Raw genomic sequence first — 20884 nt, forward strand, 5'->3', positions numbered from 1 at the left:
ACCTTCAGGAGCCCCGCCTCTTCCGAATAAAATATCAACGCCTGTATCGTCAAAAGCCGTATTCAAAGCGCCTGCTACATCGCCGTCTTCAATCAACTTGATACGCGCGCCAGCTTGGCGAATTTCTTCGATAATATCTTTATGACGTTCACGATTTAAGACAGAAGCAACGATATCGGAAACAGATTTATTTTTCGCTTTTGCTACAGCTTTCAAGTTATCTGTAACGGACGCGTCAATATCGATTTTGCCAACTGCTTCCGGACCCACCGCAATTTTATCCATATACATATCAGGTGCATTCAAAAGGTTTCCTTTATCTGCAACAGCAAGTACCGCAAGCGCATTCCAGCCACCAGCAGCGACAATATTCGTACCTTCTACAGGATCGACCGCAACATCCACTGCCGGTCCATGGCCCGTTCCTAGTTCTTCACCGATATAGAGCATTGGCGCTTCATCCATTTCGCCTTCACCAATAACGACAACACCTTCCATCGGAATTGTGTCGAAAACCGTCCGCATGGCTTCTGTTGCTGCATCATCCGCTTCATTCTTCAAACCGCGTCCCATCCAGCGAGCTGCCGCAACGGCTGCCGCTTCTGTAACACGTACTAGTTCCATCGATAAACTACGTTCCATACTGTTTTGTTCCTCCTGTTTGCGGTAAGGCGCTCGACGCGTTTTACCTTCATTTGCCTACGTCCGCATCCATCATTACTTAAATGACTTTACTCTGGATGTGTCGTTGCAGTCTATTATACACGAAATCGATAATTGTCGTCACTCAGAAATAGAAGCTGTTTTGAGTCCTTCTACTTTGTTGATATCAGCACCGAGCATTTTTAGCTTCGGAATAATTTGGCTATAGCCGCGTTCGATATGTTCAATTCCCTGGATTTCTGTTTCTCCGCTGGCGATCAATCCCGCAATTATCAATGCTGCACCAGCCCGCAGATCCGTTGCGCGTACTGTAGCAGCCTGCATTGCTGTCGGTCCGGTAATAATTGCCGAGCGACCTTCCACTCTTCCATCTGCGTTCATTCGGCGAAGTTCATCTATTTGTTTGAACCTTGCCGGATAGATAGTGTCAGTCAGGATTGATGAACCTTCCGCTTGTGTTGATAGCACACAGAACGGCTGTTGGAGATCTGTAGGAAACCCTGGATAGACGAGTGTTTTGACGTCAACCGCCTCGAATTTCTCTGTCTTCGGAATGTAGATTTGTTCTTCTCCGACTTCTACTTTGACGCCCATTTCACGAAGCTTGGCGGTGACTGCTTCAACATGCAGCGGTATGACGTTGTCGATCGTGATGCCGTCTCCGATTGCCGCTGCCATAATCATATAAGTACCCGTTTCGATCCGATCCGGGATGATTGTGTGCTTAGTGCCATGAAGTTTTTCCACACCTTCAATCCGAATGACGTTCGTACCGGCCCCTTTGATATTCGCGCCCATATTCGATAATAATGTCGCTACATCAATGATTTCAGGCTCTTTCGCAGCATTTTCGATAACTGTTTTTCCTTTTGCCGTGACAGCGGCCAACATAATATTAATGGTGGCACCGACACTGACTACGTCCAAATAAATTTTGGCACCGCGCAATTCATCTGCCCGCAAATAAATGGCACCATGTTCATTCGTGACTTTTGCTCCAAGTGCTTCAAAACCTTTGATATGCTGGTCAATCGGCCGAGGTCCTAAGTGACAACCTCCAGGCAAGCCAATCACCGCATGCTTGAACTTGCCGAGCAGCGCGCCCATCATGTAAGAAGAAGCGCGAAGCTTTTTCACGTTGCCATTCGGAAGTGGCATGGAAACGATTTCTGAAGGATCGATCGTCATCTTGCCTTCTTCTATTTCTACATTTCCACCAATCTCTTCCACTAGTTTTTGCAATGTCATAACATCTGAAATCTCCGGAAGACCTGCAATCGTTACAGGTGAGTCAGCAAGAATGGCTGCGGGAATAAGAGCAACCGCACTGTTTTTCGCACCGCTTACTCTCACCTTCCCCTGAAGCCGATTTCCGCCTTTAATTTTGTAAACGTCCATTTCGATCTCCTTTTATTTGAATTCAGCAGTCTACCACACTTCTATATGTGGCGGTAAGAATGCAAATGTTTTTTTCAGTTCAGCGGGTGTTCTAAGGCCCGCTGAATCCAAATAAAAGCCTCCGGCGGATGTCATGGATTTTGTAAGGAGTATAAAATAGGAACGCAGTCTTTGCTCCACATTGTACAGCAAAGACTGCATGACCTGCATCATGCAGGCCTCGATTCAAAATCCAGACGCAATCACACCGCGGCATGATTGATTTCGTCACTTATTCGTTCTAGTTTCCCAGTCTTTCAAAAATTGATCGATTCCTTTAGCTGTTAACGGATGTGCGAATAAACTCTTCAACACGTTGAATGGTGTCGTCGCGATATGAGCTCCTGCTAATGCGGCGGCGGTAATATGCTGAGGGTGTCTGATTGAAGCTGCAATGATTTGTGTATCTAGATCGTGGATTGTGAAAATGTCAGAGATGGTTTCGATTAATTCGACCCCGTTTTGACCAATATCATCCAAGCGCCCAATAAAAGGCGAGACGTATGTTGCGCCTGCACGCGCTGCAAGCAATGCTTGATTGGCACTGAAGACGAGCGTGACATTCGTTTGAATGCCTTCCGCTGCGAACACTGAACAAGCTTTCAATCCTTCAGGCGTCATCGGTAGTTTCACGGTAATATTTTTTGCGATGCTTGCAAGTTTACGTCCTTCTTCAATCATACCTTCCGCGTCGAGCGAAATGACTTCCGCGCTGACAGATCCTGGTACGAGAGCCGTAATTTCTTTTAAGCGATCGTGAAATGAAATATTTTCTTTTGCTACAAGTGAAGGGTTGGTCGTCACGCCGGAAACAATGCCCCAGCTGTGTGCTTCTTTAATTTCATCAAAGTTTGCGGTATCTATGAAAAATTTCAAGTGAATGATCCCCCTGCTAGTTTGTTTTTTGTCTTAATTCAAATATAAAAGAAGGAGACATAATTTGCTCCTCCTTTTTTCTATCCGGTTATTCCTGATTTACGCTTGCTGAGAACTGCCAAATTCACGCATCTTGCCGATGACAGTTTGTTTGATTGCTTCGCGCATTGGGCCAAGATATTTACGTGGATCATACACTTCAGTATCTGCTCCAAGTGTTTCACGCACTGCTTTCGTGCCTTGAATCTGATTTTCAGTGTTGACGTTAATTTTAGATGTGCCCAATGAAATCGCACGTTGGATATCCTTTAACGGAATCCCTGTGCCGCCATGCAATACGAGTGGCAGATCGCTTTGGCTTGAGATCTCTTCCATTTCTTTGAAACCTAAGTTCGGCTCCCCTTTATATGGTCCGTGTACTGAACCAAGCGCTGGAGCTAAGCAATCGATACCTGTCTTTTCCACCAATTCTTTACACTCAGCAGGATCTGCGTAGATCACGCCGTCTGCAATGATGTCGTCTTCCTGTCCACCAACGACTCCAAGTTCAGCTTCTACGGATACGTTATGCTGTTTTGCGAAGTCCACTACCTGCTTCGTGATTTCGATGTTTTCCGCGAGTGGTTTAGAAGATGCATCGATCATGACGGATGTGAACCCGGCTTCAATCGCTTCTTTACATTTTTCGAAGCTGGAACCGTGGTCTAAATGAATGGCAACAGGCACAGTTGTACCGTAATCTTCCATTAGTCCTTTAACCATCATAACAACGGTTTTGAAGCCGCCCATATAACGAGCCGCACCTTCGGAAACTCCTAAAATGACTGGCGATTTTTCCTCTTCAGCAGCCTGCAAAATCGCTTGTGTATATTCTAAATTATTTAAGTTGAATTGACCGATTGCGTATCCTTGCTTTTTTCCTTGAATCATCATTTCTTTCATCGAGACGAGTGGCATGCAAAATTCCTCCTTGAGTTGTCTACGGGTTTCTGTCTGTTTTCATTATACTTTCTGCTCTCTAGCATACCAAATCCACTTCATTATTACTACTGTCATGCGTCCTGTGTTTGCAACCTTTTTAAGACCGTGTCCCGTACTTCAAATATATCAAACGGCTTGGTGAAATGATTGTCAATGCCGAGTCTCCCAGCTTCTTCTGTCAACTCAATTTCACTGTAAGCTGTCATCATCATGACAAGAGCATTTGGAGTTCGCTTTCTAATTTCGCGCAGAACTTCAACACCGTTCATGCCAGGCATTTTCATGTCCAGCAAGATACAGTCTGGTTGCAGGTATTCTAATTTATCCAAGGCTTCTTTTCCATTTGAAGCTAATGTCGTTCCGAGACCTGCTTGTCTGAATATTTCTTCCAACAGCAACCGAATGCCTGGCTGGTCATCAATTATCAATATTTGCTTCAATCCATTCACCTTCTTTATTTATTTCATTAGCAACAAGATTTTGCAACAGTACATACAGTGTAACCGATTTGCTGAGAGGATGAAATTACCTTTTCGAGTTCCAACGCTTTAATCTATTAAAGCGTTCAAGGGAATTTCATATCTAAAGTTTGTCTATACTTCTCTATTGTATATTATTCGCAACAATCCAAAGTTTTCCTTCTTTTTTCAGCAATCTGTTTTTGCACTTCTAACTCTTGTCTAATATACTAAATCTTTGGAGGGATACAATTGAAAATATTAACGACACAGATCAGAGGACTTTTAGAGCGGATCTCAGGATCTCAGGAGGAGGCAATCGAGGAAACAGCTCGGCTGCTTGCACAGGCACTAGTAGGTGAAGGACGGATCATCCTTGCTGCTTTTGATGAGATGGAAGCTGTTACAGCTACCGCTTTACACGGTGCGGAACCATTGCGGCAGGCTGTTCGCTATACTGGCGATATTTCCCTTACTACAGCCGATCGCGTTTGGCTGATTGTTAGAAAGGCAGATCATCCTGCAGCCGTTCAATTGGCAAAACAACTGGCGGATCAATTCATTCCATTCGCTGTATTGGCAGCCGATTCAGCAGAGGACTCCAATGAACTTGCCGATCTTGCTTTAACGTACATATCCACCGGCTTGAAAAAAGGACTTCTTCCCGGACCAACAGGTGAACGCATTGTCGAGCCACACGCACTCGCTGCTCTCTTCATTTATGAAGCTGTAAAACTGTCGCTGGATGAATTATTGGATGATGAATAAGTTAAATAAATGTGAAAAAGCCAACAGAATTCTATAGGATCCTGTCGGCTTTTTCCTTTTTAACGATGATCCAATGCAGCGCGGATAAATTCGCGGAACAATGGTTGTGGGCGTGTCGGACGGGATGCAAACTCCGGATGGAATTGGCAGCCTACGAAGAATGGGTGCTCTTGCAGTTCCATAATTTCGATCAAGCGGCCGTCCGGGCTGATACCAGAAACGATAAAACCAGCTTCTTCCAACTGCGCACGATAAGCTAAATTAATTTCATAACGGTGACGGTGGCGTTCATAAACAAGTTCTTCACCATATGCAGTGTACGCTTTCGTATTTTCTGAAAGTTTACATGGGTATGCGCCAAGACGCAATGTGCTGTCTGCTTCATCCGCCGTACGGCAATCCGGATGGAATGTCGTAATTTGGTGTTCTGTATTTGCGTCAAACTCCAAGGAATGAGCATTTTTCAAGCCAAGAACGTTTCGCGCGATATCGGTTGCTGCTAGTTGCAAACCTAAACTGATTCCAAAAAACGGAACTTTATGTTCGCGTGCATATGTGATCGCTTCGATCTTCCCATCGATTCCGCGATCTCCGAAACCACCTGGAACAAGAATTCCATCGACATCTCCAAGGAATTCTTCAACATTCTCTGCAGTGACTTCTTCGGAATTAATCCACTTGATCTCCACATCTGTATCGAAGGCATAACCTGCGTGACGCATAGCTTCAACAGCAGAAATATACGCATCTTGTAGCTCTACATACTTTCCGACAAGACCGATTTTCACTTTTTCTTTCAGTGATTTAACCAACTTCACAAGTTCTTCAACTTCTGCCAACTCTGGCTGTGGTGTTTCCAATCCAAGGAAATCGACAACAATTTGGTCCATATGTTGTTCGTGCAAACGAAGCGGCACTTCATACAATGTTTCTGCGTCCAGTGCTTCGATCACTTCTTCTGGCTTGATGTTACAGAATAACGCAATTTTATCTTTCATTTCTTGCGGTACAGGGTACTCACTGCGCACCACAATCATATTCGGCTGGATCCCAAGACTTCTCAGTTCCTTAACGCTGTGCTGAGTTGGTTTTGTTTTCATTTCGCCTGCTGCATGGAGGTATGGAATTAATGTGTTATGGATGTACATGACGTCGTCTTTGCCTAAATCTGTCTTCAGCTGGCGGATTGCTTCCAGGTAAGGCAAGGATTCGATATCGCCGACACTTCCCCCGATTTCCGTGATGACTACGTCAGCGTTCAACGTTTCGCCTGCACGTTTAACGAGTTCTTTAATTTCATTTGTAATATGTGGAATTACTTGTACAGTAGCTCCTTTATATTCACCGCTGCGCTCTTTTCGTAAGACTAGGTCATAGACTTTCCCCATAGTGACGTTGGAGTAGCGATTGCATTTAATGTCGATAAAACGCTCGTAATGTCCGATATCGAGATCCGTTTCCGCGCCATCTTCCGTTACGAACACTTCACCGTGCTGGTATGGACTCATCATGCGCGGATCGATATTGATGTATGGGTCGAATTTTTGATTGGTTACTTTCAAACCGCGATTTTTCAGCAATCTCCCGAGTGATGCAGCGTTGATTCCTTTACCTAAGGACGAGACAACGCCGCCCGTAATAAAAATATATTTTGTCATGTGTGGTTCCTCCATTTGTTCTTTTTACATGCTCGAAGGCTAAGATGAAAAATCAAAAAAGCGCCCCAGTTGTAGCATAACTACAATAAGGAGCGCGTATACACGAATTCATGTGTCCTTTTCAGGAGCCCATACAAATCTTATATTTTCAGGCGCCAAAAGTCAAGTCTTGTTATTCTTCTTCCTCGAAGTCTTCCTCTTCTTCATCGTCCTCTTCATCTTCTTCATCAAGGTCGATTTCTTCATCAGGAATTACTTCCAAGTCGTCATCCGGATCAATCAGGTCTTCTTCGATTTCGATAACTTCCTCGTCTTCCTCTTCGTCGTCCACATCTTCCTCGTCTTCTTCGCCGAGTTCTACATATTCTTCATCGAAGAGTTCTTCGTCCTCGTCATCTTCTTCAATCTCTTCTTCGTCATCGTAGTCCTTTTTCTTCTTTTTCTTTTTGCGGACTTTTACGACAGGTGCTGTTTCTTCTTCGATTTGGTCGACTGGATACCATTCGCGTAAGCCCCAGCGGTTGTCTTGGATAGCCAGGAATCTGCCATCAATGTTCAGATCTGTATAGAATTGAACGAGGCGTTCTTTTAGGTCTTTGTCGGAAACACCCGTAAGTTTTTGGATTTCGTCCATCAGTTGCTGTAGGGTAAGAGATTCACGTCGTTCAGTAAGGATTTGGAAAGTAATATTAATGAACGACTCTTCTGCTAATTGTTCTTTTGTCATTTCATGGATATTCAATGTATGGCACGTCCTTTCTTCAACACATAAGCATAGTTTACATTATATACAGTTTGTGTTCCAATATGCTACATTCTTTTGCTTCTCTTTACGTTTCTGTATTCTTTGATAGTCAGACACCCTAGGTAGATGGCTGTGAAGGCGAAGGGTATTACTCCTAGACCGCTGCTATAAAAGATGAATGTGAGAAGAAATAGAAGCACAATTATGATCAAATGATAATACCATCTCACCTTCAACACATCCCTTTCTATTCGTTCTTTTCATTATACAGATAAAATTACCAGTTTATCCACTTTGATGTGAAGTGATTTTGTATGTAGGGTTGTTTATGAGCGCAGAACAAGGTCCTATGAGCGTGGCGAGTGGCTTTACGAGCGTGAAACGGGACTTTATGAGCGCTACGAGTAGTTTTATGAGCGCGGAGCAAAACCTTATGAGCGCCGTTTCACACTCCACCCTGCAATCTCAAAAAAGCTGCGTGATTCACGCAGCTTTCTCGGGGTAATTACATATTTCTTCGGTACTGGCCGCCTACTTCATATAAAGCGTTGGTGATTTGACCTAAGCTTGCGACTTGTACGGTTTTCATCAATTCCGCGAAGACATTGCCTCCTGAAACAGCTGTTTGTTGAAGATTCCGCAGTGCCTGTTCAGCTTCTTCTGCGTGCGCCGACTGGAAAGCCCGCAAGTTGCGGATTTGCGCTTCTTTCTCTTCCTTTGTTGCGCGTGCCAGTTCCATATTGTCGATATCTTCTTCAGATGGCGGATTCGGGTTCAAGTACGTATTGACGCCGATGATCGGCAGCTCACCTGAATGTTTTTTCATTTCGTAGTACATCGATTCTTCCTGGATTTTACCTCGCTGATACTGTGTTTCCATCGAGCCCAGTACGCCCCCGCGGTCATTCAGACGATCGAATTCTTGAAGTACCGCTTCTTCTACTAAGCTTGTCAGCTCCTCGATGACGAATGCTCCTTGCAGAGGATTTTCATTTTTCGACAATCCATGCTCTTTGGTGATAATCATCTGAATCGCCATCGCACGGCGTACAGACTCTTCCGTCGGTGTCGTGATCGCTTCGTCGTACGCATTCGTATGCAGCGAGTTACAGTTATCCTGCAAAGCCATCAATGCCTGCAATGTCGTGCGGATATCGTTGAAGTCGATTTCCTGCGCGTGCAAACTGCGGCCCGAAGTCTGGATATGGTACTTCAACTTTTGGCTGCGTTCATTGGCGCCGTATTTATCGCGCATCGTAACAGCCCAAATGCGACGAGCGACACGTCCAATCACCGTATATTCCGGATCTAGCCCATTCGAGAAGAAAAACGACAGATTCGGTGCAAAATCATCAATATTCATTCCGCGGCTCAAGTAATATTCGACGTACGTGAAGCCGTTCGCCAATGTGAAGGCCAGCTGGGAAATCGGATTCGAGCCTGCTTCCGCGATATGGTAGCCTGAAATCGAAACAGAATAATAGTTACGAACTTTTTTATCAATAAAATACTGCTGGATATCGCCCATCAGTCGCAATGCAAATTCCGTAGAGAAAATACAGGTGTTTTGACCTTGGTCTTCTTTCAGGATGTCCGCCTGCACTGTGCCGCGTACCGTTTGGAATGTCATTTCACGTACATCGGTGAATTCCTCGACAGTCAGCGGACGACCGAGCTCTTGTTCTTTCTTCCGTACTTGCTGATCGACAGCAGCATTCATGAACATTGCCAAGATGATCGGTGCAGGACCGTTGATCGTCATCGAGACCGAAGTGGACGGTGCACAAAGATCAAATCCGGCATAGAGTTTTTTCATATCTTCAAGTGTACAAATACTAACGCCCGATTCGCCGACTTTACCATAAATATCCGGACGTTCATCTGGATCTTCTCCGTAAAGCGTGACGGAGTCGAATGCCGTTGATAAGCGTTTCGCGTCATCGTCTTTCGATACATAATGAAATCTACGGTTCGTACGCTCCGGTGTCCCTTCACCCGCGAATTGGCGCTTCGGATCTTCACCTTCACGTTTGAATGGGAAAACGCCGCCCGTGTAAGGGAATGAGCCCGGCACGTTTTCACTGTAGACCCAGCGTAAGATTTCTCCATAGTCTTTATACTGTGGCAAGACCACTTTCGGTATTTTCAGCCCCGATAGACTGACCGTATTGAGTGCAGTCCTAATCTCTTTATCTCGGATCTTGACGACATATTCGTCTTGTTTATACGACTCTCTCAAAGACTGCCAGTTCTTCAACGTGCGCTTTGATTCACCTGTCAGCTGCTCTTCTATACCTTCTTTTAAACTAGTCAATGAATTCAAGAGCGCTTCATTGGAATCAGCTTCCTTGACAGCTTCAATTGCACCTTCCAATTGGAACAGTCGGCGCGCAAGCTCTTCTTGCTGTTTGGATTTCGCATGGTAATTACGAACGGTCGCGGCGATTTCACGCAAATAATGACTGCGGTCAGGCGGGATGATGACTGTCTGTTTTTGATTCGTCACAGATTCCGCGTAACTTGTTGTCCAGTCGAGGCCAGCTGATTTATTCAACTGTTCGACCAATGCTGCAAACAGAATATTCGTTCCTCTATCATTGAATTGGCTGGCGATCGTACCGAATACCGGCATGTTTTCCAACTCTTCGTCAAATAACAGATGGCTGCGTTGGTACTGCTTGCGGACTTGGCTCAATGCATCTTCAGAGCCTTTACGTTCGAATTTATTGATGACAATCAAATCTGCAAAGTCGATCATATCAATCTTTTCAAGCTGTGTCGGTGCGCCAAATTCACTCGTCATGACATACATCGAGACATCGGAAATGTCCGTAATCTGTGCGTCACCTTGCCCGATACCGCTCGTTTCAACGATGATCAAGTCGTAGCCTGCCGCTTTCGTCACATCAAGCACATCATGAATCGCAGTCGTCAACTCCGAACGTGAACCCCGCGTTGCCAAACTACGCATATAGACGCGGTCAGTGAAAATGGCGTTCATACGGATTCGGTCACCGAGCAACGCACCGCCTGTTTTTTGCTTCGTCGGATCGATGGAAAGAATGGCGACACGTTTATCAGGAAACTCTTGCAAGAAACGTCGAATCAATTCATCAGTTAATGAACTTTTTCCCGCCCCCCCAGTGCCCGTGATTCCGAGTACCGGCGTCTGCTTGGAAAGACTTCGTGCATGCGCAAGCAACTGTTCAGCTGCCTTATCCTTATGCAAATGCTTTTCTTCAACGTAGGTAATCAAATTAGCCAGGATTCCCGGTGTCTCTGCTGTGAGTTTTTCCAGATTGGCTTCTTCATTTTCGGGAGTAGTGGAGAAGTCGGATAGCTCCATGATGCGGTTGATCATTCCTTGAAGACCCATTTTCCGCCCATCCTCCGGAGAGAAGATCCACTGGATGCCATATTCATGCAGCTCTTTGATTTCTTTCGGAATAATGACGCCTCCGCCACCACCGAAGATTTTGATATGAGAAGCACCGCGTTCTTTCAGCAGATCATACATATATTTGAAATACTCAACATGCCCGCCTTGATAAGAAGAAATTGCAATGCCTTGTACGTCTTCCTGAATGGCAGCGTTTACAACTTCCTCGACAGATCGGTTATGTCCAAGATGAATGACTTCCGCTCCGGTCGATTGTAAAATTCTTCGCATGATATTGATTGATGCGTCATGCCCGTCAAATAAACTGGATGCCGTCACAAAACGGATATGGTGCTTTGGTTTGTAAATTTCCTCAGTTGCCATTTGCTCTCCGCCCTTCCTAAACAATGACTTCCGCCACAGAACAAATCCGCAGCGGAGCCTTTTATTTATTTCGCAAGTCCATTAATGATTTGATCCGTCTGTATCTGAATATACCGTTCAAGTGAATAAGTGTTGCGCAGCGCCCATCTTCGGAATGACCACATTTGACCTTGCACAAGAATATGATGCGCTGCGAGCGATACTTCCTCAGGACCGATGCGCAGATTGCCTGCTTCCATACAGCGCCGCACAATCATTTCAAACAATTCCACCATTTCAAGTTCTTTCGTCAGCACATAACGCAGTGCTTCACTCGGCAAGGACTTCGATTCCTGATACATGACGACAAACTCATCGGACATGTCATCAATCAGTTCGTAGTACTTCGCTATCGCCATTCGCAACCCTTCCACCGTGTTGTCATTCGTATCCAATTCAGAAAGACGGATCTTCACTTCGTGATAAATATGGTCACAAACGAGATATAAGACATCTTCCTTCGTACGAATATACTCATACAACGTACCGATGCTGAAGCCGGCTTCCTTGGCGATTTCGCGCGTTGTCGTTCGATGGAACCCTTTCGCGATAAATAGTTTCACGGCGCCTTGGCTAATTTGTTCGCGTCGTTTCTGAATCAAATCTTCGTCTTTCACGGTAGATTTCACTTCATGTTTTGGCATTGGGTCCCTTCCCTTCCCCTCTGTTATTTTGTCAGCATACGAGAGATGACGAGACGTTGAATTTCTTGTGTTCCTTCGTAAATTTGAGTGATCTTCGCGTCACGCATATAGCGTTCCACTGGGTAGTCTTTTGTATAACCATAGCCACCGAATACTTGAACCGCTTCTGTCGTGACTTTCATCGCTGTATCCCCAGCCATTAATTTTGCCATGGCGGATGCCTTACCGTATGGCAGGTCATTGGATTCCAGCCATGCTGCCTGATACGTCAACAGACGGGATGCTTCGATGGAAGTCGCCATGTCTGCCAGCTTGAAGCTGACACCTTGGTTCGCAACAATCGGTTTTCCGAATTGTACACGTTCTTTCGAGTAATTCACCGCTGCATCGAGTGCGCCTTGCGCAATACCGACTGCTTGTGATGCAATCCCATTTCGTCCGCCATCGAGCGTTTTCATTGCGATAATGAATCCGTCGCCTTCTTCGCCGAGAAGGTTCTCTTTCGGCACACGACAGTTATCCAAAACGACTTCTGTAGTAGGTGAAGAACGAATCCCCATTTTCTTCTCTTTCTTACCTACTGAGAATCCTTCAAATGAACTTTCTACAATAAATGCACTCGTCCCTTTATGTTTTGATTCTGGGTCCGTTACAGCAAAGACGATATATGTGTCCGCGATGCCGCCATTGGTGATGAAGATTTTCGAACCATTCAGTACATAGTCATCGCCATCTAGTTTCGCTGTTGTTTTCATACCGCCTGCGTCTGAGCCGGAGCCCGCCTCCGTTAAACAGTATGCACCGACTTTCTTACCTTCCGCAAGAGGACGCAGGTATTTTTGTTTTTGTTCTTCGTTGCCGTATTTGAATAGCGGCCATCCTGCCAGTGAGGTATGTGCGGACAGGACGACGCCTGTGGATGCGCAAACGCGTGAGAGTTCTTCGACCGCGATGACGTAGGCCAGATAGTCGCTGCCGATGCCGCCATATTCTTCAGGCCACGGGATTCCCGTTAGTCCAAGTTCGGCCATTTTGTGAAATATGTTCATGTCGAAGCTTTCGTCTTCGTCGCGCTGTGCCGCGGATGGCGCGACTTCCTTTTCTGCAAAGTCGCGTACCATTTTTCTGATCATTTCATGTTCTTCTGATAGTTTAAAATCCATTTTTTCTCCCACCCTTTATGTTTGTTTAAAGTTGTTTTCTGGTTAACAATGGCTTGTGGTCCGGGGATTTGCGCTGCAGGCGGACGCTTTCCGGAGGGCGTGGCTTGAGCCGCTTCCTTCGCTTCGCTCAGTCCAGGGTCTCAAGGCTCACGCTGATCCTTCCGGAGTCGCCGCCCTCCGCTACAATCCCTAAAAATATATGTTAAGATACTTTGCAAGCTCACTGTAGCTGGTAAGTAATAAAGATAGTCAAGTTCACCCCGGAACGAGCGTATCTTTTGTAGAAACGCACTATTCTAGACTCGAAACGCACCAATCATGGTGAGGAACGAGCGTAACTGTTGTTGCACCGCACCTTTCCTGTTGAGCAACGAACCAAACCTATCTAGGAACGCGCCAATCGTTCGGTGAATCGTGCGTAACTCGTTGTGCAACGAACCAATCCACGTACGTACCGTGCTAAATCTAATTTGTTAAGTGCTTGGCTATGACTACTCTTTGAATTTCGCTGGTGCCTTCGTAGATTTGACATACTTTGGCGTCTCGGAAATAACGTTCTACCGGATAGTCTTCGGTGTAGCCGTAGCCTCCAAAGATTTGGACGGCTTCGATTGAGTTGTCTACGGCTGTTTGGGAGGCGAAGAGTTTGGCCATGGAGGCTTCTTTGCCGCATGATTTGTTTTCTGCCCGTAGCCATGCTGCTCGGTAGACTAGTAGTCGTGCTGCTTCCGTAGCTGTGGCCATGTCGGCTAGTTTGAAGCCTACGCCTTGATTTGCAGCGATTGGTTTGCCGAATTGTTCCCGTTCTTTTGCATAGGCAGTCGCAGCTTCTAGTGAGGCTTCAGCAATGCCCAGTGCTTGGGCTGCGATGCCGATTCGGCCTACATCCAGGTTCGCCATGGCGATTTTGAAGCCCTCACCTTCTGCTCCCAGTCGATTTTCTGCCGGCACTTTCATGTTATCGAAGTTGAGCGCTACGGTTCGCGAGCCATGCAAGCCCATTTTCTTTTCATCTTTGCCGATTGAAAGTCCAGGTGTATCTTGATCTACAATAAATGCCGAGATGCCGTACGTTCCTTTTTCCGGTGCTGTATTGGCGAAAACGATGTAGACATCTGCTTCTCCTCCGTTTGTGATAAACATTTTAGATCCATTCAATACATAGTGATCATCTACTCGTTTCGCTTTGGTTTTCAACGATCCAGCGTCGGACCCCGAAGAGGTTTCCGTCAGACAGAACGCACCTAAGTATTGACCTGACGCCATTTTCGGCAAGTAGCGATTTTTCTGTTCTTCATTACCGAAGTAGAGGATGGGATTCATTCCCACTGAAGTATGAACAGACAAGATGACCCCCATGACAGCGCTTGCTTTAGATAGCTCATGTATGGCGATGATATATGACAGGAAGTCCATTCCGGCCCCCCCATATTTTTCAGGTGCCGTTATCCCCATTAAACCGAGTTCACCCATCTTTTCTAGCAGCTCGCGCGGAAATTCTCCCGCTTCCATCCGTGGAATCCAAGGTTCAATTTCCTTTTTTGCGAAATCACGGACCATTTGGCGCATCATTTGTTGTTCTTCTGATAAGTTGTAATCCATCTTCTTCACCTCTTGCTTCCGGCATTAGTTAATAAATCATTTGTTTGATTACCCATCGTTGATTTCCGTAGAAGGCAGACGCTTTCCACGGAAATAATCTAAGCGAACTTTTTGCTCATGAAAAACTTTACTTCATCATTAATAAGTATAAAACCCGCGTCCGGTCTTCTTGCCGTGCCAGCCTGCCTTAACATACTTACGTAGCAGCGGACATGGACGATACTTTGAATCTCCGAAGCCTTCATAGAGGGTTTCCATAATATATAGACATGTGTCAAGTCCAATGAAATCCGCTAATTGCAGGGGTCCCATCGGATGATTCATTCCCATTTTCATGACATCGTCAATCGCTTCTTTTGTCGCTACACCTTCATACAGTGTGAAGATCGCTTCGTTGATCATCGGCATTAATATGCGATTGGCGACAAAGCCTGGGTAGTCATTTACTTCGACTGGAGTTTTCTTCAGCTTCTTCGTCATCTCTTCCACTGCTTCGTAAACCTCATCGTCTGTTGCGAGTCCGCGGATGATTTCCACTAGCTGCATAACAGGCACCGGATTCATGAAGTGCATGCCGATCACTTTTTCAGGCCGCTTCGTTGCTGCGCCGATTTCGGTAATCGGTAAGGAAGATGTGTTTGAGGCTAAAATCGTATGAGCTGGGGTGATTTTATCCAACTCCGCAAAGATAGATGTTTTCACTTCCATATTTTCGACAGCAGCTTCAATGACGATGTCTGCATTTTTAGCATTTTGTAAATCTAGTGATTTTGTGAAACGGCCGAGGACTGCTTGTTTCTCTTCCTCCGTCATGCGGCCTTTTTCTACGTTGCGCGTTAAGTTTTTCGTGATAACTTGAAAACCGCGTTCGTAGGATTCTTCATTGAGATCGTGAAGTGTTACTTGGTAGCCTGCTTGAGCACAAACTTGTGCGATGCCTCCGCCCATCTGGCCTGCCCCTATGACAAATACTTGCTGGATCGTCATTTATAATGCCTCCTGTCCATTAGTTTTTCGGTACTTCGATCATGATCGCGTCACCTTGCCCGCCGCCTGAACAAATCGCTGCAATGCCGATTCCACCGCCGCGGCGTTTTAGTTCATTGGCAAGTGTTAGGACGACTCGTGCTCCGCTCGCTCCGATCGGATGGCCAAGCGCGACTGCGCCTCCATTGACGTTCACTTTGTCTTCATCCAATCCGGCAATTTGCGAACTGACAAGTGCAACTGCGGCAAAGGCTTCATTGATTTCGAATAAATCGACTTCTTCTAATGACTTCCCTGTTTTCTCAAGTAACGCTTTGATGACGTGACCTGGAGTTTCAGGGAATCGCTCTGGCTCAATCGCAACTTCCGCATGACTTAGAATTACGGCAAGTGGTTCTTTACCTAGTTTTTTCGCTTCGTCTTCATTCATCAGCACGACTGCACATGCTCCGTCATTGACGCCAGGTGCGTTACCCGCTGTAATCGTACCGTCCTTATCGAAAGCCGGGCGCAGTTTCGCCAATGATTCTAGTGAACTACCTTTGCGCGGTGCTTCGTCTTCGAAAACGACAAGTGGCTCGCCTTTACGCTGCGGGATGCTGACCGTTACGATTTCTTCTTTGAAAAATCCATTATCCATGGCAGCAAGCGCGCGTTCATGGCTTCTTAATGACCATTCATCTTGCTTTTCGCGGCTCAATGAAAATTCATTCGCTGTGCTGTTGCCGTATGTACCCATATGAACACGGTCGGGTGAAAACGCACAGGATAGTCCGTCGTAAATCATGCCATCGACGAGCGTCGCATTGCCCATCTTCAGACCGGATCGAGCGCCCGGCAAATAATATGGAGCATTGGACATCGATTCCATTCCGCCTGCTACGATGACGTTTTCTTCCCCTAATCGAATCAACTGATCGCCAAGCGTAATACTGCGCATTCCGGAAGCGCATACTTTATTGATTGTTTCCGTCTTGACATTATAAGGAATACCACCTTTTGTCGCCGCCTGTCTTGAAGGTATCTGGCCTTGCCCTGCTTGCAATACAGTTCCCATGATCACTTCATCGACTTGGTCGGCTTGAACCCCTGACTTCTCCAATGCAGCCTTGATCGCCACTCCCCCTAGATCGCTGGCTGTCCGCGAGTGCAACGCGCCCCCTAATTTCCCAAATGGTGTTCTTGCACCTTGTAAAATAACAGTTCTCGTCATTCCATTCCCTCCCATTTTATACTGACTGAACGCTCACTCGACTAGATCTCGATAAAAAGAGGGTACTAAGACCCTCTGATTTATCTATTATCTAATTTGTCTGCGTTTTAGATACTCTAATTGTACTGTATTATCATGTTATTCGCAATATTTTAATTTGACATTCTATCCGTGTTTTACGGTGTTTCATCCACCTTTTCGACCGTTGCAGCCATTTCAGTCTCCAACTCTAGTTCTTCAACTAGTTCCTCCGCTGTTTCAGGTTCTAACTGTTGTTCACCGAAAATCGAACGTTCCAGCAATTCCGCGATATCGTATGTGCCGACTTGCTCTTCCACTTCCACAGCTTTTGTTCCGTCAGATAGCATCGTCAAACAATATGGACAACCAGAAGAAATGATTCCCGGGCTGACTTCGAGCGCCTGCTCGGTACGCGCCACGTTGACGCGCTGACCTGTATCTTCTTCCATCCACATCATCCCGCCGCCTGCTCCACAGCACATGCCGTCCTGACGATTCCGTTTCATTTCGACCAATTGCACTCCAGGAATTGCTTTAAGGATTTCCCGCGGCTGGTCATAGACATCGTTGTAGCGTCCTAGATAACAAGAGTCATGGAACGTGATCGTTTCATCGATTGCATGCTTCGGAACTAATTTGCCCGCCATCACCAACTCATACAATAATTCCGTATGGTGCTTAACGATTGCTTGCAATCCGAAATCCGGATACTCATTCTTAAAAATATTGTATGCATGCGGATCGATCGTGACAATTTTCGAGACGTTTGCTTTCTCGAATTCTGCAATATTAGCAGTCGCCAGTTCCTGGAATAAAAATTCATTTCCTAAGCGGCGTGGCGTATCTCCTGAGTTCTTCTCTTTGTTGCCGAGAATCGCAAAGCTTACGCCCGCTTCATTCAATAGATGTGCGAAAGATAATGCGATTTTCTGCGAACGGTTATCAAATGCACCCATCGAACCGACCCATAGCAAGTATTCGAAGTCCTCGCCTGCTTTTTTCGCTTCTTTCACTGTCGGGATGTGCAAGTCAGGACGAGCATCTCTCCAGTTCTCCTTCTCTTTACGGTTCAAGCCCCACGGATTCCCTTGACGTTCGATGTTGGTCATCGCGCGTTGAGCGTCCGCATCCATCTTTCCTTCTGTCATCACAAGATAACGGCGAAGGTCGATGATTTTATCGACGTGTTCGTTCATAACCGGGCATTGGTCTTCACAGTTACGGCACGTCGTACATGCCCAAATTTCTTCCTCTGTAATGACGTCGCCAATCAATGAAGGACTGTACAATTCATCGATGGAGACACCTTCCGCTCCCGCTGCGAGTGCCAGTTGATTACCTTTTGTCTGAGTGAACATCAGTTGCGGCACCCATGGCTTTTGCTTTGTCATAACAGCGCCTGTATTCGTCAAGTGGTCACGTAATTTCGTAATCAAATCCATCGGTGACAACATTTTCCCTGTACCCGTTGCCGGACACATATTTGTACAGCGTCCACATTCTACACATGCGTAGAAGTCGATCATTTGAGCTTGTGTAAAGTCTGTGATCTTACCTACTCCAAGTGGAGGCATGTCCTCTTCATCTTCAATTTCCTCGAGCGCTGCAAAATCAATTGGCTTCAAGTGGCCGGCATTGTCGAGACGATGGAAGTAAACGTTTACAGGACCCGCGATCAAGTGCGCGTGTTTCGATTGCGGCACGTAGACCAAGAATGTCAGCAATGTCAGTAAGTGCACCCACCAGCCTATGAAGAAAACAGCTATTGCTACACCTTCAGGAACTCCGCTGAACGCCATGGCTATAAGCGAGGCCATCGGTTCTGTCCAAGTTGCACCTTCATTGTGCCAAATCATGTTCGCTCCGTTTGCTACAAGCGTAGAAACCATCAATGAACCAATGAAAATAAGGACCAATCCTGATTTCCAACCGCGTTTCAACCGGACAAGTTTCTCAACATAACGGCGATGGAATGCCCATACGACTGCAACTAAAATTAAGAATACGACGATTTCCTGGAAGAAGGTAAACGCGGGATACAATGGGCCTAACGGCAAATGTGATCCAGGTTTTAATCCTTTCCATATTAAATCGATTGCGCCGAATTGAACGAGTAAGAATCCATAGAAAAACAGGACATGGATTGCCCCACTCTTTTTATCTTTCAATAGTTTCTTTTGTCCAAATACGTACACCCAGATTTTTCTGAGACGTTCTTTGACGTTGTGGTCAAATTCTTCTTTTCTTCCTAGTCGAATAAATTCGAACCGGGTTTTCAATAGATAGAGAAATAACCCGACACCATAAACGGTTACTGCTAAAAACAATATCCAGTTTGCGATGAGTAACACATTCATTTTCTTTCTCCCCTTCCTCTGACTCTCCCAAAGACCCCTTACGAGAAATCGCTTACAAGTATTTAATATATGTACAGTGTAATTTATGAATGAGCATTCAGTCAACCATTTTCCGAAAATTTATTTTTAGAATAGTCAATTGTATATGCGAGGAATGCCTCCAAATTCGAAGTGAATCATTAAAAATAATTGAACAATTTAACTACAGTAAATATTCCGACTCTATGCTACTATTTTTATTATACATGAAATAGATTTGAAAGGGGTGGGTTAAATGTACGATTTATATGCCCGTTTGTATCAGCGAACATTTAAGTTGGGGATGAATTTTTTGCCTTGGCGAGATCCGGAGCTGTTGGAAGGACCTGGCAGTCTCGGTCAGTTGCCGCAGAAGATTAAGGATTTGGGGATCGGCATTGTATTGGTCATTACAGATCGGGAAATCGCGAAGCTCCGGTTGATGGATGGGATGTTGTGTGCGCTGGATGCATTGGGAATCAAGTATTTGGTCTATGATCGCACCGTTCCGAATCCGACGATTGATTCTATTGAAGAGGCTCGCAGCTTGTACGTGGCGAATCAATGTGAGGCATTGATTGCGTTTGGTGGTGGTTCACCGATCGATTGCGCGAAGGCTGTCGGTGCTCGGATTGCGAGGCCGGATAAGAGTATTCCTCAATTGAAGGGAATGTTCCGCGTACAAAAAGCTATTCCTCCGTTAATTGCAGTGCCGACTACAGCGGGAACCGGAAGCGAAGCAACATTAGCTGCAGTCGTGACGAATAGTGAGACGCATGAAAAATATGCAATCATGGATACGTCACTGATCCCGCACTATGCCGTGCTTGATCCGTTGCTCACTCTTAAATTACCGCCGGCGATTACAGCGGCTACCGGGATTGATGCGTTGACCCATGCGGTAGAAGCATATATCGGAAAAAGCAATACAAAAAACACGTGGCAGTGGAGCCGAGAGGTTGTTCAGTTGGTTTTCGAGAATTTATTCGAAGCGTATTCCAATGGGAAAAATCTGGAAGCACGCACAAATATGCTAAAGGCGGCTTACTTGGGAGGCAAGGCGTTTACTCGGGCGTATGTCGGCAATGCCCATGCGATAGCACATACGCTGGGCGGATTTTATAATGTCCCCCACGGAAAAGCCAACGCGATCATCTTGCCATATGTTTTGGAGTATTACGGTAAGAGTGTCTACCAACCGCTATCTGAGCTTGCAGATCTTATCGGAATTACGTTGCCAACCGACCCGAAGCAAATGAAAGCGCAGAAGTTCATTGAGGAGATCAAAAAGTTGAATCGTGCGTTGAATATTCCGGACAAGGTGAGTGGTATTGCGGAGAAGGATATCCCTTTGATGGTCAAACGGGCCGCGGCGGAAGCCAATCCATTGTATCCAGTGCCGGAAATTTTGAATAGGAAGCAATTGACGGAGCTTTATTATTTGATTAAGGAGTAGGTTATGAGCGCGGAACACAGGAGTATGAGCGCGAA

Annotated in this window: 16 protein-coding genes; 2 read left to right on the forward strand and 14 right to left on the reverse strand. The window is 45.8% G+C overall.

Translation table 11 applies throughout. The features are described 5' to 3' along the window. The 5 genes from glpX to B5D59_RS06755 all read right to left on the reverse strand — a co-directional run. Nucleotides 1-642 (reverse strand): class II fructose-bisphosphatase (gene glpX, locus B5D59_RS06730; protein ID WP_078817377.1); only part of this gene is annotated, 642 nt, incomplete at its 3' end. 141 nt (nucleotides 643-783) lie between these two features. After that, complete coding sequence (locus B5D59_RS06735) at nucleotides 784-2061, reverse strand: UDP-N-acetylglucosamine 1-carboxyvinyltransferase (RefSeq protein WP_078817378.1); 1278 nt, start codon at nucleotides 2059-2061, stop codon at nucleotides 784-786. A 267-nt stretch (nucleotides 2062-2328) separates the two neighbouring features. After that, the gene (fsa, locus tag B5D59_RS06745) at nucleotides 2329-2976 is read right to left on the reverse strand and encodes a fructose-6-phosphate aldolase (protein ID WP_009766228.1); all 648 of its coding nucleotides are present in this window, start codon (nucleotides 2974-2976) and stop codon (nucleotides 2329-2331) included. Between the two features lie 99 nt (nucleotides 2977-3075). After that, nucleotides 3076-3933 carry a class II fructose-bisphosphate aldolase gene (locus B5D59_RS06750; RefSeq protein WP_078817380.1) on the reverse strand — a complete coding sequence of 286 codons (858 nt, stop codon included), beginning with the start codon at nucleotides 3931-3933 and terminating at the stop codon, nucleotides 3076-3078. Between the two features lie 95 nt (nucleotides 3934-4028). Beyond that, nucleotides 4029-4397 carry a response regulator gene (locus B5D59_RS06755; RefSeq protein WP_040758514.1) on the reverse strand — a complete coding sequence of 123 codons (369 nt, stop codon included), beginning with the start codon at nucleotides 4395-4397 and terminating at the stop codon, nucleotides 4029-4031. A gap of 270 nt (nucleotides 4398-4667) precedes the next feature. Between B5D59_RS06755 and B5D59_RS06760 the strand changes: the two genes are divergently transcribed. Further along, nucleotides 4668-5183: a DUF2529 family protein gene (locus B5D59_RS06760; RefSeq protein ID WP_009766231.1), complete on the forward strand. Its 516-nt coding sequence runs from the start codon at nucleotides 4668-4670 to the stop codon at nucleotides 5181-5183. 59 nt (nucleotides 5184-5242) lie between these two features. Here the strand turns inward: B5D59_RS06760 and B5D59_RS06765 are convergent, their stop codons facing one another. The 9 genes from B5D59_RS06765 to B5D59_RS06805 all read right to left on the reverse strand — a co-directional run bounded on the left by B5D59_RS06765 (nucleotide 5243) and on the right by B5D59_RS06805 (nucleotide 19375). Further along, entirely contained in the window at nucleotides 5243-6841 is a 1599-nt protein-coding gene (locus tag B5D59_RS06765; protein WP_040758515.1) for a CTP synthase, read from the reverse strand. Nucleotides 6842-7013: 172 nt separating this feature from the next. Further along, nucleotides 7014-7583 (reverse strand): DNA-directed RNA polymerase subunit delta, encoded by a 570-nt coding sequence (gene rpoE / locus B5D59_RS06770; RefSeq protein WP_009766233.1) that lies wholly within the window; start codon nucleotides 7581-7583, stop codon nucleotides 7014-7016. Nucleotides 7584-8091: 508 nt separating this feature from the next. Further along, a complete protein-coding gene (icmF, locus tag B5D59_RS06775) occupies nucleotides 8092-11349 on the reverse strand; it encodes a fused isobutyryl-CoA mutase/GTPase IcmF (RefSeq protein WP_078817381.1) in 3258 nt (1085 codons plus the stop codon). A gap of 65 nt (nucleotides 11350-11414) precedes the next feature. Then, nucleotides 11415-12032, reverse strand: coding sequence for a TetR/AcrR family transcriptional regulator (locus B5D59_RS06780; RefSeq protein WP_009766236.1), 618 nt, complete (start codon nucleotides 12030-12032; stop codon nucleotides 11415-11417). Nucleotides 12033-12055: 23 nt separating this feature from the next. Beyond that, nucleotides 12056-13195, reverse strand: a complete 1140-nt coding sequence (locus tag B5D59_RS06785; protein WP_078817382.1) for an acyl-CoA dehydrogenase — start codon at nucleotides 13193-13195, stop codon at nucleotides 12056-12058. A 465-nt stretch (nucleotides 13196-13660) separates the two neighbouring features. After that, nucleotides 13661-14797, reverse strand: a complete 1137-nt coding sequence (locus B5D59_RS06790) for an acyl-CoA dehydrogenase (RefSeq protein ID WP_078817383.1) — start codon at nucleotides 14795-14797, stop codon at nucleotides 13661-13663. A 138-nt stretch (nucleotides 14798-14935) separates the two neighbouring features. Further along, complete coding sequence (locus tag B5D59_RS06795; RefSeq protein WP_009766239.1) at nucleotides 14936-15784, reverse strand: 3-hydroxybutyryl-CoA dehydrogenase; 849 nt, start codon at nucleotides 15782-15784, stop codon at nucleotides 14936-14938. 19 nt (nucleotides 15785-15803) lie between these two features. Next, nucleotides 15804-16997 (reverse strand): acetyl-CoA C-acetyltransferase, encoded by a 1194-nt coding sequence (locus B5D59_RS06800; protein WP_078817384.1) that lies wholly within the window; start codon nucleotides 16995-16997, stop codon nucleotides 15804-15806. Nucleotides 16998-17173: 176 nt separating this feature from the next. Then, nucleotides 17174-19375 (reverse strand): (Fe-S)-binding protein, encoded by a 2202-nt coding sequence (locus tag B5D59_RS06805; protein ID WP_009766241.1) that lies wholly within the window; start codon nucleotides 19373-19375, stop codon nucleotides 17174-17176. A 274-nt stretch (nucleotides 19376-19649) separates the two neighbouring features. On the opposite strand from B5D59_RS06805, the gene B5D59_RS06810 reads away from it, so the two are divergent. Beyond that, nucleotides 19650-20849: an iron-containing alcohol dehydrogenase gene (locus B5D59_RS06810; RefSeq protein WP_078817385.1), complete on the forward strand. Its 1200-nt coding sequence runs from the start codon at nucleotides 19650-19652 to the stop codon at nucleotides 20847-20849. Nucleotides 20850-20884: the final 35 nt, after the last annotated feature.

This window comes from Sporosarcina newyorkensis, from assembly GCF_900167515.1.
Taxonomy (GTDB): domain Bacteria; phylum Bacillota; class Bacilli; order Bacillales_A; family Planococcaceae; genus Sporosarcina; species Sporosarcina newyorkensis.

Coding starts and splice junctions, on each gene's coding strand:
- B5D59_RS06735 (WP_078817378.1), bottom strand. CDS start 2,061: ATGGACGTTTACAAAATTAAAGGCGGAAATCGGCTTCAGGGGAAGGTG.
- B5D59_RS06780 (WP_009766236.1), bottom strand. CDS start 12,032: ATGCCAAAACATGAAGTGAAATCTACCGTGAAAGACGAAGATTTGATT.
- B5D59_RS06795 (WP_009766239.1), bottom strand. CDS start 15,784: ATGACGATCCAGCAAGTATTTGTCATAGGGGCAGGCCAGATGGGCGGA.
- B5D59_RS06800 (WP_078817384.1), bottom strand. CDS start 16,997: ATGACGAGAACTGTTATTTTACAAGGTGCAAGAACACCATTTGGGAAA.
- B5D59_RS06805 (WP_009766241.1), bottom strand. CDS start 19,375: ATGAATGTGTTACTCATCGCAAACTGGATATTGTTTTTAGCAGTAACC.
- B5D59_RS06790 (WP_078817383.1), bottom strand. CDS start 14,797: ATGGATTACAACTTATCAGAAGAACAACAAATGATGCGCCAAATGGTC.
- B5D59_RS06750 (WP_078817380.1), bottom strand. CDS start 3,933: ATGCCACTCGTCTCGATGAAAGAAATGATGATTCAAGGAAAAAAGCAA.
- B5D59_RS06785 (WP_078817382.1), bottom strand. CDS start 13,195: ATGGATTTTAAACTATCAGAAGAACATGAAATGATCAGAAAAATGGTA.
- B5D59_RS06765 (WP_040758515.1), bottom strand. CDS start 6,841: ATGACAAAATATATTTTTATTACGGGCGGCGTTGTCTCGTCCTTAGGT.
- icmF (WP_078817381.1), bottom strand. CDS start 11,349: ATGGCAACTGAGGAAATTTACAAACCAAAGCACCATATCCGTTTTGTG.
- B5D59_RS06810 (WP_078817385.1), top strand. CDS start 19,650: ATGTACGATTTATATGCCCGTTTGTATCAGCGAACATTTAAGTTGGGG.